Annotated in this window: 14 protein-coding genes; 8 read left to right on the plus strand and 6 right to left on the minus strand. The window is 65.0% G+C overall.

Annotated features, from left to right (window positions below; translation table 11 throughout):
- Nucleotides 1-9: 9 nt before the first annotated feature.
- Together ACYPXD_RS26080 and ACYPXD_RS26085 are read right to left on the minus strand one after the other, a co-directional pair.
- Nucleotides 10-609 carry a YceI family protein gene (locus tag ACYPXD_RS26080; protein ID WP_459717983.1) on the minus strand — a complete coding sequence of 200 codons (600 nt, stop codon included), beginning with the start codon at nucleotides 607-609 and terminating at the stop codon, nucleotides 10-12.
- Between the two features lie 9 nt (nucleotides 610-618).
- A complete protein-coding gene (locus ACYPXD_RS26085) occupies nucleotides 619-1,188 on the minus strand; it encodes a cytochrome b (protein WP_459717987.1) in 570 nt (189 codons plus the stop codon).
- Nucleotides 1,189-1,653: 465 nt separating this feature from the next.
- Here ACYPXD_RS26085 and ACYPXD_RS26090 point away from each other — a divergent pair, with 465 nt between their 5' ends.
- The 5 genes from ACYPXD_RS26090 to ACYPXD_RS26110 all read left to right on the plus strand — a co-directional run bounded on the left by ACYPXD_RS26090 (nucleotide 1,654) and on the right by ACYPXD_RS26110 (nucleotide 6,858).
- Nucleotides 1,654-2,361 carry a paraquat-inducible protein A gene (locus ACYPXD_RS26090; RefSeq protein WP_459717990.1) on the plus strand — a complete coding sequence of 236 codons (708 nt, stop codon included), beginning with the start codon at nucleotides 1,654-1,656 and terminating at the stop codon, nucleotides 2,359-2,361.
- Nucleotides 2,362-2,368: 7 nt separating this feature from the next.
- Entirely contained in the window at nucleotides 2,369-3,097 is a 729-nt protein-coding gene (locus tag ACYPXD_RS26095; RefSeq protein ID WP_459717993.1) for a paraquat-inducible protein A, read from the plus strand.
- Complete coding sequence (locus tag ACYPXD_RS26100; RefSeq protein WP_459717997.1) at nucleotides 3,090-4,730, plus strand: PqiB family protein; 1,641 nt, start codon at nucleotides 3,090-3,092, stop codon at nucleotides 4,728-4,730. The genes ACYPXD_RS26095 and ACYPXD_RS26100 overlap by 8 nt, the downstream gene beginning before the upstream one ends.
- Nucleotides 4,727-5,476, plus strand: a complete 750-nt coding sequence (locus tag ACYPXD_RS26105) for a PqiC family protein (RefSeq protein WP_459718002.1) — start codon at nucleotides 4,727-4,729, stop codon at nucleotides 5,474-5,476. Before ACYPXD_RS26100 ends, ACYPXD_RS26105 begins: the two co-directional genes overlap by 4 nt.
- Before the next feature lie 83 nt (nucleotides 5,477-5,559).
- Complete coding sequence (locus tag ACYPXD_RS26110) at nucleotides 5,560-6,858, plus strand: THUMP domain-containing class I SAM-dependent RNA methyltransferase (RefSeq protein WP_459718005.1); 1,299 nt, start codon at nucleotides 5,560-5,562, stop codon at nucleotides 6,856-6,858.
- Between the two features lie 55 nt (nucleotides 6,859-6,913).
- On the opposite strand, the gene ACYPXD_RS26115 is transcribed toward ACYPXD_RS26110, so the two are convergent.
- The 3 genes from ACYPXD_RS26115 to ACYPXD_RS26125 all read right to left on the minus strand — a co-directional run bounded on the left by ACYPXD_RS26115 (nucleotide 6,914) and on the right by ACYPXD_RS26125 (nucleotide 9,937).
- Nucleotides 6,914-8,368, minus strand: coding sequence for an NAD(P)(+) transhydrogenase (Re/Si-specific) subunit beta (locus tag ACYPXD_RS26115; protein ID WP_459718009.1), 1,455 nt, complete (start codon nucleotides 8,366-8,368; stop codon nucleotides 6,914-6,916).
- Nucleotides 8,369-8,692, minus strand: coding sequence for an NAD(P) transhydrogenase subunit alpha part 2 (locus ACYPXD_RS26120; RefSeq protein ID WP_459718014.1), 324 nt, complete (start codon nucleotides 8,690-8,692; stop codon nucleotides 8,369-8,371).
- A 102-nt stretch (nucleotides 8,693-8,794) separates the two neighbouring features.
- Nucleotides 8,795-9,937 (minus strand): Re/Si-specific NAD(P)(+) transhydrogenase subunit alpha, encoded by a 1,143-nt coding sequence (locus ACYPXD_RS26125; RefSeq protein WP_459718017.1) that lies wholly within the window; start codon nucleotides 9,935-9,937, stop codon nucleotides 8,795-8,797.
- 273 nt (nucleotides 9,938-10,210) lie between these two features.
- Between ACYPXD_RS26125 and ACYPXD_RS26130 the strand changes: the two genes are divergently transcribed.
- The 3 genes from ACYPXD_RS26130 (at nucleotide 10,211) to ACYPXD_RS26140 (ending at nucleotide 13,593) form a co-directional block, all read left to right on the plus strand.
- Nucleotides 10,211-10,687 carry an NUDIX hydrolase gene (locus ACYPXD_RS26130; RefSeq protein ID WP_459718020.1) on the plus strand — a complete coding sequence of 159 codons (477 nt, stop codon included), beginning with the start codon at nucleotides 10,211-10,213 and terminating at the stop codon, nucleotides 10,685-10,687.
- Nucleotides 10,688-10,709: 22 nt separating this feature from the next.
- Nucleotides 10,710-11,894: a tRNA 2-thiouridine(34) synthase MnmA gene (gene mnmA / locus ACYPXD_RS26135; RefSeq protein WP_459718023.1), complete on the plus strand. Its 1,185-nt coding sequence runs from the start codon at nucleotides 10,710-10,712 to the stop codon at nucleotides 11,892-11,894.
- Nucleotides 11,895-11,982: 88 nt separating this feature from the next.
- Nucleotides 11,983-13,593, plus strand: a complete 1,611-nt coding sequence (locus ACYPXD_RS26140; RefSeq protein WP_459718026.1) for an FMN-binding glutamate synthase family protein — start codon at nucleotides 11,983-11,985, stop codon at nucleotides 13,591-13,593.
- 39 nt (nucleotides 13,594-13,632) lie between these two features.
- Here the strand turns inward: ACYPXD_RS26140 and ACYPXD_RS26145 are convergent, their stop codons facing one another.
- On the minus strand, nucleotides 13,633-14,244 hold the full coding sequence (locus ACYPXD_RS26145; RefSeq protein ID WP_459718029.1) for a glutathione S-transferase N-terminal domain-containing protein: 612 nt from the start codon (nucleotides 14,242-14,244) through the stop codon (nucleotides 13,633-13,635).
- Nucleotides 14,245-14,308: the final 64 nt, after the last annotated feature.

Consider the following 14,308-nt stretch of genomic DNA (forward strand, 5'->3'; position numbering starts at 1 on the left):
CCTACGGTTTCACTTCCCCGCCCCGACAAAGTGAAACTTGATGACGACATCATCGGCGACCACCGAGGTGTCCTTCCATTCGCCGAGCCCGACGTCGTATTGCGAGCGTTTGATCGTGAGCGCCCCGTCGAACACAGGGGCCGCGCCCTGCGTTGTCACCGTCACCGGCACGACCGCCGTCTGCGACTTGCCTTTGATCGTCAGCTTGCCCGTCACGTTGAATCGGTCCGCGCCGGCCGGCGCAATCGCGCTCGAGACGAAAGTCGCGCTTGGGTAAGTCTTTGCGTCGAACCAGTCCTTGCCGCGCACTTCGTCGTTATAGGTTTCGTCGCCGAGGTCGTAGCTCGCCATATCGACCTCGACCTTCGCGCTGCCCGCGGCCGGCTGCGCCGGATCGAACGCAAGCTGCGCGGCAAACTTCGTGAACTTGCCTTCGACGGGCACATTCATCTGCTTCGAAGTCGCCGTGATCGTGCTCTTCGCGGCGTCGATCTGCGCGTGCGCGTCGCGCGGCGTCAGTCCAAACGGCAAGGTGGCCGCCGCCGCAATCGCGATGCTGAAGCACCTCGCCGATGCGGCGGCCCTGATCCGGGTGAATGAGGCTTTCAAGGGCTGTCCTTATTTGAGGAAAGGGAGCATGCGCGAGAGCAAGCCATCGCGATCGAGCCATTGATGCTTGAGCGCCGCCGCCACATGCAGCACCACCAGCACAAGCAACGTGTAGTTGAGCGCGATATGCAGGTTCTTCAGCACCTCCTTGAGCACCGGATCGGGCGCGATGAGCCGCGGCAACGGCACGAGCCCGAGGTACACGACCTGCACGTTGGCCGCCGAACTGTACAGATACCCGGACACCGGGATGATCACCATCAGCACGTACAGCGCGATGTGCATAGCCTGCGCGGCCATGCGTTGCCAGGCGGGCATGCCCGCGGGCAGCGGCGGCGCCGCGTGGGTCGTGCGCCACACAATGCGCAGCACGACAAGCGCAAACACCGTGACGCCGATCCACTTGTGCCATGAGAAATAACGCAGCTTGGTCGGCGTGAAGCCTGGGATATCGGTCATGACCCAGCCGAGCGAAAAGCCGCAAACAATCAGCACTGCGATCAGCCAGTGAAAGGCGATGGCCGTGCGCGTATAGCGCAGGCCCGTTGTGTGCCCGGCAAACGACGAGAGATGTGCCACGACAGGCCTCCCGTGCAAGGAATCGCGAGATTCAAATTAAACGGCATGGCCGCGCCCGTTATTCCCGTCGATGCGTGTCGCATCGACTGCGGCCTCGCAACTTTTATCCTGGACGCGCCCTCGCGCCATGCTACTCCACCCTGCACGCTTCGATGCAAGCGTCCGGAACGGATCGCATCGTGCGGTCCGGAATTTGCTATTACGCCTCGGGCTCAATGGGAAACGCCGCACCTCCGCACCATGCGGCCATACGGAGGCATACGGAGGCGACACGACGGCGACGCGATGGCGAGGCACGCAAGCACGCGAGCGCGCCGCCTGCGGGTCCGGCCACCCTATGCGGTGACGGCGAAGCGCCTTTGATACTATGTGGCCAGGTTTTTATGGCCCGCCCGTGGAGAGCGGCGCGCACGCGAATGCGAGCGCTGCCGACCGCTGAACACTTAACGCTTTGCTCTAGCCTGCATGGAACAAGACCGCCTGATTGCATGCCACGATTGCGATGCGCTATTTCAGAAGCCGCGCCTGGGCCGGCGGCGCCTCGCGCGTTGCCCGCGCTGCGGGTCCGTGCTGTACGGCAGTTCGACGGGACGCCTCGACCCGATCTGCGCGATGACGATGGCCGCGCTCATCACCTTCCTGATCGCGCAGACCTTTCCGATTATCGAACTCGAAGCCAACGGCATCACGTCGCAAGCGAGCCTGTTCGGCGCGATCGAAGTGCTGTGGACCCAGAACATGCAGATCGTCGCCGTGATGGTGTTCTGCTCGACGATCCTCTTTCCTCTGACCGAACTGCTCGCGCTGCTGTACGTGCTGCTGTCGGTGCGGGCGGGCTTCGTGCCGCTGGCCTTCCATCAGGTTATGCGCGCGATCCAGTTCGTGCGGCCGTGGGGCATGATCGAGGTGTTCATGCTCGGCACGCTCGTCACGATCGTCAAAATGACGAGCGTGGCGCGCGTCATCCCCGAGGCGGCGCTGTTTGCTTTCGGCGCGCTGACACTGATGTTCGCGGTGGTCGTGACATTCGAGCCGCGCACGCTGTGGGACATCGCCGACACGCTGACGCGGCACAAAACGCGGCAGACGCGCCGCCGCACGAAGAATCCCGGCGAGCCCGCCGCGCCGCGGCCGGGTCACGACGCAGCGGGCACGGCGCCGCGCGGGGGATGAGCGCCCAATGAAATACCTGACGGCCTCGCGCGCCGGTCTGATCTCGTGCCACGCATGCGGGCGCGTGCAGAAACGCGTTCGTTATACAAGCGCCGATCACCCGGCGCAGCGTTGCGAACGGTGCGGCGCGCCGATGCACCGGCGCAATCCCGACAGCCTGATGCGCACGTGGGCGCTGCTGATCGCCGCGGCCGTGCTCTATATTCCGGCGAACCTGCTGCCCGTGCTGCACACCACCTCGCTGGTCGGCACCGAGGACGACACGATCATGAGCGGCGTCGTCTACTTCTGGACGTCGGGCGACTGGCCGCTTGCGATCATCGTGTTCGTCGCGAGCATTCTTGTGCCGATGATGAAGCTCACCGTGCTCGCGCTGCTCAGCATCACCACGCAGCGCCGTTCGCACTGGCGGCCGCACGAGCGCACGGCGCTGTACCGCATCGTCGAGCGGATCGGACGCTGGTCGATGCTCGACATCTTCGTCATCACGCTGACCGTCGCGCTCGTGCGCTTCAAGTCGCTCGCCGAAATTACCGCGGGGCCCGGTGCGATCGCATTCGGTTCGGTCGTGATTCTGACGATGCTCGCGTCGATGCAATTCGATCCGCGCCTGATCTGGGACAACATCGAAGCGGGCCCGCCGCCGCGCCGCCGCCCGAGCAGCACGAACAACAACGAAAGCACGCCCCCTTCCCCGAAAGATTCCCGGAAATCCCAGGACACGCCCCATGAATAGTCCACAAGACCCGACGCCCGACGCGCCGCGCCACGATCCGCCCGGACCGGACGTACCCGAGCCCGACATCGACGCGCGCCGCCGCTGGCTGCCGTCGCTCGTGTGGGTGATTCCGCTGATCGCCGCGCTGATCGGCGTCGCGCTCGTGATCCAGTCGATCTACCAGAAAGGCCCGACCATCACGATCAGCTTCAGCTCCGCGGAAGGGCTCGAGCCGGGCAAGACGAAGGTCAAGTACAAGGACGTCGACATCGGCTACGTGAAGCAGATCAAGCTGTCGAACAATCATTCGCGCGTGCTCGTCTACGTGCAGCTGTCGAAAGAAGCCGACGACTTCGCGGTGAAGGACAGCCGCTTCTGGGTCGTCAGGCCGCGCATCGGCGCAAGCGGCGTGACGGGCCTGAGCACGCTGCTGTCGGGCTCGTATATCGGCGTCGATGGCGGACGGTCGACCGAAACGCAGACCGAATTCGTCGGCCTCGAAGCACCGCCGGCGGTCACGGTCGACCAGAAAGGGCGGCAGTTCACGTTGCGCGGCGAGTCGCTCGGCTCGATCGATATCGGCTCGCCCGTCTACTACCGGCGCGTGCAGGTCGGCCAGGTCACGGGCTTTTCGCTCGACAAGGACGGCACCGGCGTCACGGTGCAGGTGTTCGTCAGCGCGCCGTTCGACCAGTACGTCGGCACGAATTCGCGCTGGTGGCATGCGAGCGGCGTCGACTTGCGGCTCGACTCGAGCGGCTTCAAGCTCAATACGCAGTCGCTTGCGACGGTGATCGTCGGCGGCCTCGCGTTCCAGTCGCCGCCCGGCCAGGCGGTCGGCGTGCAGGCGCCGAACAACATGACGTTCCGCCTCGGCGACGACGAAAGCGATGCGATGCGCGAACCCGACGGCGAACCGGTGCGCGTCGTGATGAACTTCAACCAGTCGCTGCGCGGGCTATCGGTCGGCGCGCAGGTGGATTTCCGCGGCATCGTGCTCGGTCAGGTGACGAGCATCGGCGTCGAATACGATCCGAAAATACGCAACTTCACGATGCCGGTCACGATGAACCTGTATCCGGACCGGCTACGCCGGCGCACGCACGAGGCGTTGCCGGCGCCGGGCACGCCGCCGAGCAACGATCTGCTGCAGGCCCTCGTGCGGCACGGGCTGCGCGGCCAGTTGCGCACCGGCAACCTGATCACGGGCCAGCTGTATATCGCGCTCGACATGTTCCCGAATGCGCCGAAGGCAACCGTGGACGTAGCGCACGATCCGCTCGAGCTGCCGACCATGCCGAATTCGCTCGACGAACTGCAGCTGCAGATCGCGGACATCGCGAAGAAGCTCGACAAGATCCCGTTCGACCAGATCGGCACGAATCTGAACACGTCGCTCATGCACGCGGACAAGCTGTTCTCGCAGCTCGACTCGGAACTGCTGCCGCAGGCGCGCGACACGCTCGCGGCCGCGAAACAGACGTTCGGTTCGGCCGAGCAGACGCTGCAGCAGGATTCGCCGCTGCAGTCCGATGTCCATCAGGCGCTGCAGGAACTGACGCGCACGCTGCAGTCGCTGAACGCGCTGTCCGACTATCTGGAGCGCCATCCCGAATCGCTCGTCCGCGGAAAACCAGGAGATAACAAATGACGTTTGCGTGGCTCACCCGTTCGTTGCGTGCGCCGCGCGGCACGGCGGCGCGATCCGGTTCCGGCGGCAAGGCGGCCGTTGCGGCGACGGCAGGCGTGCTGTGTGCGCTGGCGCTGGCCGCGTGCTCGTCGCCGTCGAGCCGGTTTTATACGCTCTCCACCGGCGATGCGTCCCCGGCAGGCGCCGCTGCTGCTGTCGCGAACCCGGCGTTTCTGATCGAAGTGACGCCGGTCGATGTGCCGCCGCAAGTCGCGAAGAACCAGTTCGTCGTACAGAGCAGCAACAACCAGGTGAGCGTGCTCGAGCAGGAGCGCTGGGCATCGCTGCCGGGCGATGAAATCCGCCGCGCGCTGTCGAATGCGCTGACGCGGCAACTGGGCACGATCGACGTGTTCGGCACGCCGTATCCGGACCGCGTGCCGGTCTATCGGGTCAAGGTGAACGTGCAGCGCTTCGAGTCGTGGCCCGGCTCGCACGCGCTCATCGATGCGGTGTGGAGCGTGCGCGCGGTGCGCACGCAAGCGCTGCTGACCTGCCGCACCGTGGCGAGCGTGCCGGTCGCCGGTGGCTACGATGCGCTTGCGGTCGGGCATCAGCGCGCGGTCCAGCAGATTTCGGACGAGATCGCGAATGCCGTGCGCACGCTTGCCGCGAACCCGGCGCGCGGCTCGACGCCCGCGTGTCCGACGGCGTCGGTGCAGGCGGTGCCTGCGGCAGCGGCGCCGAAGGCGGGTGCCGGCAGCTGAGGCGAACGAGCGACCGCGTACAATGGCGGCTTACTCCAGCCCGACGCGTTCCGAAGCGCGTCCAACGCCCTGCGGCCCGCTCCATGTCTTTCGATTTTTTCGTTCCCTGTCCCCGCGGTCTTGAAGCCGCGCTTGCCGCCGAACTCACCGAGATTGCCGCGAGGCATCTGAACGGCGCGCCGTTCACCGCGGGCGCGCAGGTGCCCGGCGGCGTGCACTTTCGCGGCGGCTGGGCGGCCGGCATGGCCGCGAATCTGCATTCGCGCCTCGCGAGCCGCGTGCTGCTGAAAATCGCGCAACGCCCCTACCGCAACGAACAGGACGTCTACGCGCTTGCACTCGAGCAACGCTGGGAGCAATGGTTCTCGGCGAATGAAACGCTGCGCGTCGATGTAACCGCCATCAAGTCGCCGCTGCGCAGCCTCGAATTCGCGACGCTGCGCGTCAAGGATGCGATCTGCGATCGCCTGCGCGACGTCAGCGGCGCGCGGCCGAGCATCGACACCGGCGCGCCCGACGTGCGCGTGTTCGCGTTTCTTACCGCCACCGAGTGCACGCTGTATCTCGACACATCGGGCGAGCCGCTCTTCAAGCGCGGCTGGCGCCTCGACAAGGGTGCGGCGCCGCTGCGCGAAAATCTCGCCGCCGGCATTCTGCGGCTGACGGGCTGGACGCCAGGCACGCCCCTTTACGACCCGATGTGCGGCAGCGGCACGTTCCTCGCCGAAGCGGCGCAGGTCGCATTGAACATCGCGCCGGGCGCCGACCGGCGCTTCGGCTTCGAGAAGCTCAAGCAATACGATGTCAGCATGTGGCAGGCAATGAAGGTCGCGGCGCAGGACGCGAAGCGCGCCGCGCGCGCCGATGCGCAGCGCGCTGATCTGCAGATTTTCGGCAGCGACATTTCCGGCGACATGCTCGACAAGGCGCGCGCCAACTTCGACCGCGCCGGCTTTTCAGGGCTGCCGCTCAAGCAGGTCGACGCGCGCGGCATGACGCCACCGACGGACACAGCGGGCGTTCTCGTCGCGAACCCGCCGTACGGCGAACGTATCGAAGTGCGCGGCCGCGGACCGCGCGGCGAGGTCCGGGCGCCGAGCCGCGATCGCGAGCCTCGCGACGATCGTGACGAACGGTTTCATCGCACGCATTCGGATACGCCGGACAGCGAATTTTTTCAATCGCTCGGCGACGCGTTGAAGCAGCGCTTTACTGGCTGGCATGCGTTCATTCTGACGTCCGATCGCAAGCTGCCGGGTCAGCTTCGTCTGCGCGAATCGGCGAAAACGCCGCTTTACAACGGCGCGCTCGAATGCCGGTTGTTCCGCTTCGATCTCGTGGCCGGCAGCGTCAAGCAGAAGCCGGCCGCTGCCGCAGAGTAATAACGAGGGTTCGGGTTGCGGCAACCGGCGGTGGCCGCGCGCCGAACCGCATCGCTCACTCGACCGACTTCACCATATCCTCGATCACCTTCTTCGCATCGCCAAAGACCATCATCGTCTTGTCCATGTAGAAGAGATCGTTGTCGAGGCCCGCGTAGCCGGCTGCCATCGACCGCTTGTTGACGATCACGGTGCGCGCCTTATACGCCTCGATAATCGGCATGCCCGCGATCGGCGACTTCGGATCGTTCTTGGCCGCCGGGTTCACGACATCGTTCGCGCCGAGCACGAGCACGACATCGGTCTGGCCAAACTCGTTATTGATGTCGTCCATCTCGAAGACGAGGTCGTACGGCACTTCCGCCTCCGCGAGCAGCACGTTCATATGCCCCGGCATGCGGCCCGCGACCGGATGGATCGCATAGCGCACGTCGATGCCCTTCTCGACGAGCTTGTCGGTCAGCTCCTTCAGCGCATGCTGCGCGCGCGCCACGGCAAGCCCGTAGCCGGGCACGATCACCACCGTCTCCGCATTGCCGAGCATGAACGACGCGTCCTCCGCCGAGCCCGACTTCACCGGCCGCTGCTCCTGCGCGCCGCCCGCGGCGGCCGCGCCCGGCTCCGCACCGAAGCCGCCGAGAATCACGTTGAAGAACGAGCGGTTCATCGCGCGGCACATGATGTACGACAGAATCGCACCGGACGAACCGACGAGCGAGCCCGCGATGATCAGCATCGCGTTGTTCAGCGAAAAGCCGATGCCCGCCGCCGCCCAGCCTGAATACGAGTTCAGCATCGACACGACGACCGGCATGTCCGCGCCGCCGATCGGGATGATGATCAGCACGCCGAGCACGAACGCGATCAGCGTCATGATGACGAACGGCAGCCACGACTGCGTCAGGAAGAAGATGATGCCGAAGCCGATCATCGCGAGCGCGAGCAGCAGGTTGATCGTGTGCTGGCCTGCGTAGACCACCGGCGCGCCCTGGAACAGGCGGAACTTGTACTTGCCCGACAGCTTCCCGAACGCGATGACCGAACCCGAGAACGTAATCGCGCCGACGAACGTGCCGATAAAGAGCTCGATGCGGTTGCCGTACGGCAGGAAGTTCGGATACGGTGCGTCCTCGGCCGTGAGACCGAACGCGGACGGCTCCGATACCACCGCATAAGCGATGCACACCGCCGCAAGACCGATCAGCGAGTGCATCGCCGCGACGAGTTCCGGCATCTTCGTCATCTCGACGCGCGCGGCGATAAACGCGCCGATCGCGCCGCCGACCACGAGCCCGCCGAATAGCAGCCCGAGCCCGAGCGGCAGGTCGGCGCCCAGCAGTGCCGCCTGCTTGACGATCAGCGCGATGGTCGTGACGATCGCGATCGCCATGCCGACCATGCCGAACACATTGCCCGCGCGTGCGCTCTTCGGATTGGACAGGCCCTTCAACGCCTGGATGAAGCACACCGACGCGACGAGGTAGAGCAGCGTAACGACGTTCATGCTCATTTATGCGCCCTCCTTGCCCGGAGCGGCGAGTTTCTTCGGCTCCTTCTTCTTGAACATTTCGAGCATGCGCCTGGTGACAAGAAAGCCGCCGAATACGTTGACGGCCGCGAGCGCGACCGCGACCGTGCCGAAGAACTTGCCCGGGCCGACCGTAAGGCCCGCCGCGAGCATCGCGCCGACAATCACGATCGCCGAGATCGCATTGGTCACCGCCATCAGCGGCGTGTGCAGCGCGGGCGTGACGTTCCAGACCACGTGATAGCCGACGTAGATCGCCAGCACGAAAATGATCAGGTTGACCACCGTGTGGTTGATGACTTCCATCGCTGATTCTCCTTGTGCGTCTTCAAGCGTTTTTGCGGTGCTTGTGCGGTGCTTGCAGGTGGGCGGCCCGATGGTCGCAATCAGGTTGCGCTCAGGTTGCGCTCAGGTTGCGCGCACGACCGCGCCGTCGCGCACGAGCAGGGTGGCCGCGACGATATCGTCGGCAAGATCGATGTTGAGTGCGCCTTCCTTCGTGACGATCAGCTTCATGAAGTCGAGCAGGTTGCGCGCATACAGCGACGACGCGTCCGCGGGCACCATCGCGGCGAGGTTCGTGTAACCGACGAGCGTCACGCCATGCCTGACGACGACCTTGTCCGCTTCGGTCAGCGGGCAATTGCCGCCGCGTCTGCCTTCGAACTCCGCACCGCGTCCCGCCGCGAGATCGACGAGCACGGAGCCGGGCTTCATCGACTGCACGGTGTCCGTCGAAATCAGCGTCGGCGCCGGGCGGCCCGGAATCAGCGCGGTCGCGATCACCACGTCGGCCTGTTTTGCACGCTCGTGCACGAGCGCCGCCTGACGCGTGAGCCACGATGGCGGCATCGGCCGCGCGTAGCCGCCGACGCCTTCGGCCGCTTCGCGTTCCTCATCCGTTTCGTAGGGCACGTCGAGAAATTTCGCGCCGAGCGATTCGATCTGCTCTTTTACCGCGGGGCGCACGTCGGACGCTTCGATGACGGCGCCGAGGCGCTTCGCGGTCGCAATGGCCTGCAGGCCCGCGACGCCCGCGCCGAGTATCAGCACGCGTGCCGCCTTCACCGTGCCGGCCGCGGTCATCAGCATCGGCATGAAGCGCGGATACAGGTCCGCGGCGAGCAGCACTGCCTTGTAACCGGCAATATTCGCCTGCGACGACAGCACGTCGAGGCTTTGCGCGCGCGTCGTTCGTGGCGCCGCTTCGAGCGCGAAGGCGGTTACGCCGGTTGTGGCAAGGCGCGCGGCATTCTCTGCGTTGAACGGATCGAGCATGCCGACCAGCGTCGCGCCGCGCCTGATCAGCGGCAATTCGGCTTCGGTGGGCGACTGGACTTTGAGAACGAGTTCGGCGGAAAAGGCATGCGCCGCATCGGTGATGTCCGCGCCGACGGCGGCAAAAGCGTCGTCGGGGAAGCTGGCGGGCACGCCGGCGCCGCTTTGCACCGTGACGCGGTGGCCCTGCGACACGACCTTCTTCACCGTCTCGGGGGTCGCGGCGACGCGGGTTTCGTAGGCGCGCGTCTCGGCTGGCACTCCGATGTGCATCGTGATCTCCTCCTCGACCTTCTTGTTTGACGGACTTGCCGACGAGGGCTCGCCGGCTTGCTCAATGCAACGGCTACGGTGTCACTTTAACCGAATCCCCGGCGCGCGCATTAAATTTGTCGGCTGACTGGCTGTCGGGAAGGCCGTGGGACCGAAGTGGGCCCGAAGCGGGACCGAAGCGGCACTCATTGGCGCTCACTGGCCCTGACGGGCCCTTGCCGACCCGCGCACCCGGCGGGCGGCGAAACCTCAGAAACGGTAAAATGTCGGCCCATGAAACCGGAAACCTGGGCTCCGCATGTGACGGTCGCAGCCGTCGTCGAACGCGACGGGCGCTTTCTCGTCGTCGAGGAACACACGTCCGCCGGACTGCGCCTCAATCAGCCGGCCGGGCACCTCGAAGCGGGCGAAACGCTCGCCGAAGCGGTCGTTCGCGAGACGCTCGAGGAAACCGCGCATCCGTTCACGCCCGAGGCGCTGATCGGCGTCTACATGACGCATTACTCGCGCGACGGCCGCGACGGCACGACGTATCTGAGCTTCACGTTCTACGGTGCGGCCGGCACGCCCGAGCACCGGGCGCTCGACCCGGATATCGTCCGCACCTTGTGGATGAGCGCCGACGAAATGCGCGCGTGCGCCGACCGGCATCGCTCGCCGCTCGTGATGCAGCGCATCGACGATTACCTCGCGGGCAAGCGTTTCCCGCTCGACTTCGTGCACACGCATTCGGTCGGGCCTCCCCGATAAAGAAAGCAGCAGGCACAACGAGATGAGCAAGCAGAAAGTCGTAGTAGGCATGTCGGGCGGCGTCGATTCGTCGGTCACCGCGTGGCTGCTGAAGGAACAGGGCTACGACGTGGTCGGCCTTTTCATGAAGAACTGGGAAGACGACGACGACAGCGAATACTGTTCGACGCGCGAGGACTGGATCGACGTCGTGTCGGTGGCCGACCTGATCGGCATCGACGTCGAAGCGGTCAACTTTGCCGCCGAATACAAGGACCGCGTCTTCGCCGAATTCCTGCGCGAATATTCGGCCGGCCGCACGCCGAACCCGGACGTGCTGTGCAATGCGGAAATCAAGTTCAAGGCGTTCCTCGATCACGCGATGTCGCTCGGCGCGGCAATCATCGCGACCGGACACTACGCGCGCGTGCGCGAAGTGGACGGCCGTTTCGAACTGCTGAAGGCGAAGGACCACACAAAGGACCAGTCGTACTTTCTGCATCGGCTGAACCAGGCGCAACTGTCGAAAACGCTGTTCCCGCTCGGCGAAATCCCGAAAACGAAAGTGCGTGAGATCGCGGAAAAAATCGGCCTGCCGAATGCGAAGAAGAAGGATTCGACCGGTATCTGCTTTATCGGCGAGCGCCCGTTCCGCGACTTCCTGAACCGTTATCTGCCGACGAAGCCCGGTCCGATGAAAACCGCCGACGGCAAACTCGTCGGCGAGCATATCGGCCTCGCGTTCTATACGTTCGGCCAGCGCAAGGGCATCGGTTTGGGCGGCAGCAAGGACGGCAGCGGCGAACCGTGGTTCGTCGCGGGCAAGGATATTCCGGGCAACACGCTCTACGTCGCGCAAGGGCACGACCATCCATGGCTGCTCAGCGAAACGCTCGTCGCCGGCAATACGAGCTGGGTCGCGGGCGAGCCGCCGGCCGAAGGCTTCGCGTGCGGCGCGAAAACGCGTTACAGGCAAGCCGACGCCGCGTGCACCTTCTCGCGCGTCGATGCACCGGCAGGCACGCCGCAGGGCGTGCAGCAGAACCCGCATCACGACCTCTTCTCGCTGCACTTCGACGATGCGCAATGGGCTGTCACACCGGGACAATCCGCGGTGCTCTACGATGGCGACATTTGTCTTGGCGGCGGCATCATCGAATCCGCGGCAACGGCTCAGCCGCGGCCTGTTGCGCCGGCACCGCGCGACGCGGCGCTGGCCGCGCGCTGACCACGCTCCACGCCCCACCCCGCAGCGGATTCCGTTCGCATGGCGACGAACGATCCCGCCGCGGCGCATTCACAGCAACGGAGTCTCCATGTTTTCTCGACGTTATCTGGCGATGTGGTGCGCGGTGCTCGTCACCGCCGCCTGCGCGGCGCTCGCGGCCGTGTCGCTCATTTCGTGGTTCTGGCTCCTCGTGCCGGCGCTCTTCGTCGCGCTCGGCGCGTGGGACCTCACGCAAAAGCGGCACGCGATTCTGCGCAACTATCCGCTGTGGGGACACTTCCGCTTCCTGTTCGAGTTCATCCGGCCGGAGATCCGCCAGTATTTCGTCGAAGGCGACACCGACGAGAAACCGTTCTCGCGCGTGCAGCGCAGCATCGTCTACCAGCGCGCGAAAAATGAAACGGACAGCCGCCCTTACGGCACGGAAGTCGATGTGAAAGCGGTCGGCCACGAATGGCTCAGCCACTCGCTCGCGCCGACGCAGCTCGACAGTCACGACTTCCGCATCACGGTCGGCGAAACGCGCGAGCAGCCATATTCGATGTCGATCTTCAATGTGTCGGCGATGAGCTTCGGCTCGCTGTCGGCGAATGCGATCCGCGCGCTCAATCTCGGCGCGAAGAAAGGCGGCTTTGCACACGACACCGGTGAAGGCTCGATGTCGAAGTATCACCGCGAGCACGGCGGCGACATCATCTGGGAGATCGCGTCCGGTTACTTCGGCTGCCGCAACGACGACGGCACGTTCAATGCGGACAAGTTCGCGAAGCAGGCGCGCGACCCGCAAGTGAAGATGATCGAGATCAAGCTGTCGCAAGGCGCGAAGCCCGGCCACGGCGGTGTGCTGCCGGCCGCGAAGATCACGCCGGAAATCGCCGAGACGCGCGGCGTGCCGATGGGCCGCGATTGCGTATCGCCGGCCTCGCACTCGGAGTTCTCGACGCCGCGCGAGCTGCTTGAATTCGTCGAACGGCTGCGCACGCTATCGGGCGGCAAGCCGACCGGTTTCAAGCTGTGCATCGGACATCCGTGGGAATTCTTCGGCATCGCAAAAGCGATGCTGGAAACGGGCATTTTGCCGGACTTTATCGTCGTCGACGGCGCGGAAGGCGGCACGGGCGCCGCACCGCTCGAGTTCACCGATCATATCGGCGTGCCGCTGCAGGAAGGGCTGCTGCTCGTGCGCAACACGCTCGTCGGGATCGGGCTGCGCCACAAGATTCGCATCGGCGCGAGCGGCAAGATGATCACCGCGTTCGATATCGCGAAGACGCTCGCGATCGGCGCGGACTGGGTCAACGCGGCGCGCGGCTTCATGTTCGCGGTCGGCTGCATCCAGGCGCAAACGTGCCATACCGGACGCTGCCCGACCGGCGTCGCGACGCAAGACCCGGTACGCCAGCGCGCGCTGATCGTGTCCGACAAGTCGGACCGCGTGTTCAACTATCACCACAACACGCTGCATGCGCTGAAAGAAATCGTGCAGGCCGCGGGATTGCGGCATCCGGCGGACTTGCGGCCGCACCATATCGTGCGGCGTGTGTCGTCGTACGAGGTGCGGCTGATGTGCGATCTGCTGAAGTACCTCGAGCCCGACGATCTGCTCAACGGCACCTACCGCTATACGCTCTATGAAAAATGGTGGCCGGTCGCGACCAGCGATTCGTTTACGCCGGAAGTGAGCAGCGTAGCCGCCTGACGGCGGAAAGCGGCGTGCGTGGCCGGCGCGGGCCGCCGCTTATTCCGTCAGCACAGTATCGATAAACGACTGCCGCTGCGACAGCTTCTGATAATGCTTGTCCAGATTCGGATGCAGTTCGCGCCAGTTCAGCTCCGGCATTCTGAAATCGATGTAGCTGAGCGCGCAGCCCACCGAGATATCGGCAAGCGTGTAGTGATTGCCGGCGCACCACGTATTGCTGTCGAGGCCCTGCGACATCGCGACGAGGCCTTCGTCGACCTTACGGCGCTGCCGCTCGACCCAGCTCACGCTGCGCTGCTCCGGAGTGCGCAGCACGCCTTCGAGACGCGCAAGCACGGCGGCGTCCATGATGCCGTCCGCGAGCGCTTCCCAGCAGCGCACTTCGATGCGCTCGCGCCCCGGTTGCGGAATCAGCTTGCCGACCGGCGACAGCGTATCGACGTATTCGCAGATCACACGCGAATCGAATACGGCCTCGCCGTCTTCCATCACCAGACACGGCACCTTGCCGATCGGGTTGAAGGTATGGATGGTCGTCTCGTCGGACCATGGGTTCTCGAGCACCAGCTTGTAGTCGATCTTTTTTTCCGCGAGCACGATCCGCGCTTTGCGGACGAACGGGCTCGTCAGCGAACCGATGAGTTTCATCACTTCTTCTGCCTCTTCTCGTCTTCTTGATTGGGCGAAAGTATACGTGGAATGGCGCCGTTTC

It is taken from the genome of Paraburkholderia sp. 2C, from assembly GCF_054589215.1.

What these genes read in the sequence shown, in the direction of transcription:
- ACYPXD_RS26130 (WP_459718020.1), top strand. Translation starts at nt 10,211, where the DNA reads ATGAAACCGGAAACCTGGGCTCCGCATGTGACGGTCGCAGCCGTCGTC.
- ACYPXD_RS26110 (WP_459718005.1), top strand. Translation starts at nt 5,560, where the DNA reads ATGTCTTTCGATTTTTTCGTTCCCTGTCCCCGCGGTCTTGAAGCCGCG.
- ACYPXD_RS26115 (WP_459718009.1), bottom strand. Translation starts at nt 8,368, where the DNA reads ATGAGCATGAACGTCGTTACGCTGCTCTACCTCGTCGCGTCGGTGTGC.
- ACYPXD_RS26145 (WP_459718029.1), bottom strand. Translation starts at nt 14,244, where the DNA reads ATGAAACTCATCGGTTCGCTGACGAGCCCGTTCGTCCGCAAAGCGCGG.
- ACYPXD_RS26105 (WP_459718002.1), top strand. Translation starts at nt 4,727, where the DNA reads ATGACGTTTGCGTGGCTCACCCGTTCGTTGCGTGCGCCGCGCGGCACG.
- ACYPXD_RS26100 (WP_459717997.1), top strand. Translation starts at nt 3,090, where the DNA reads ATGAATAGTCCACAAGACCCGACGCCCGACGCGCCGCGCCACGATCCG.
- ACYPXD_RS26120 (WP_459718014.1), bottom strand. Translation starts at nt 8,692, where the DNA reads ATGGAAGTCATCAACCACACGGTGGTCAACCTGATCATTTTCGTGCTG.
- ACYPXD_RS26090 (WP_459717990.1), top strand. Translation starts at nt 1,654, where the DNA reads ATGGAACAAGACCGCCTGATTGCATGCCACGATTGCGATGCGCTATTT.
- ACYPXD_RS26125 (WP_459718017.1), bottom strand. Translation starts at nt 9,937, where the DNA reads ATGCACATCGGAGTGCCAGCCGAGACGCGCGCCTACGAAACCCGCGTC.
- ACYPXD_RS26095 (WP_459717993.1), top strand. Translation starts at nt 2,369, where the DNA reads ATGAAATACCTGACGGCCTCGCGCGCCGGTCTGATCTCGTGCCACGCA.
- ACYPXD_RS26140 (WP_459718026.1), top strand. Translation starts at nt 11,983, where the DNA reads ATGTTTTCTCGACGTTATCTGGCGATGTGGTGCGCGGTGCTCGTCACC.
- mnmA (WP_459718023.1), top strand. Translation starts at nt 10,710, where the DNA reads ATGAGCAAGCAGAAAGTCGTAGTAGGCATGTCGGGCGGCGTCGATTCG.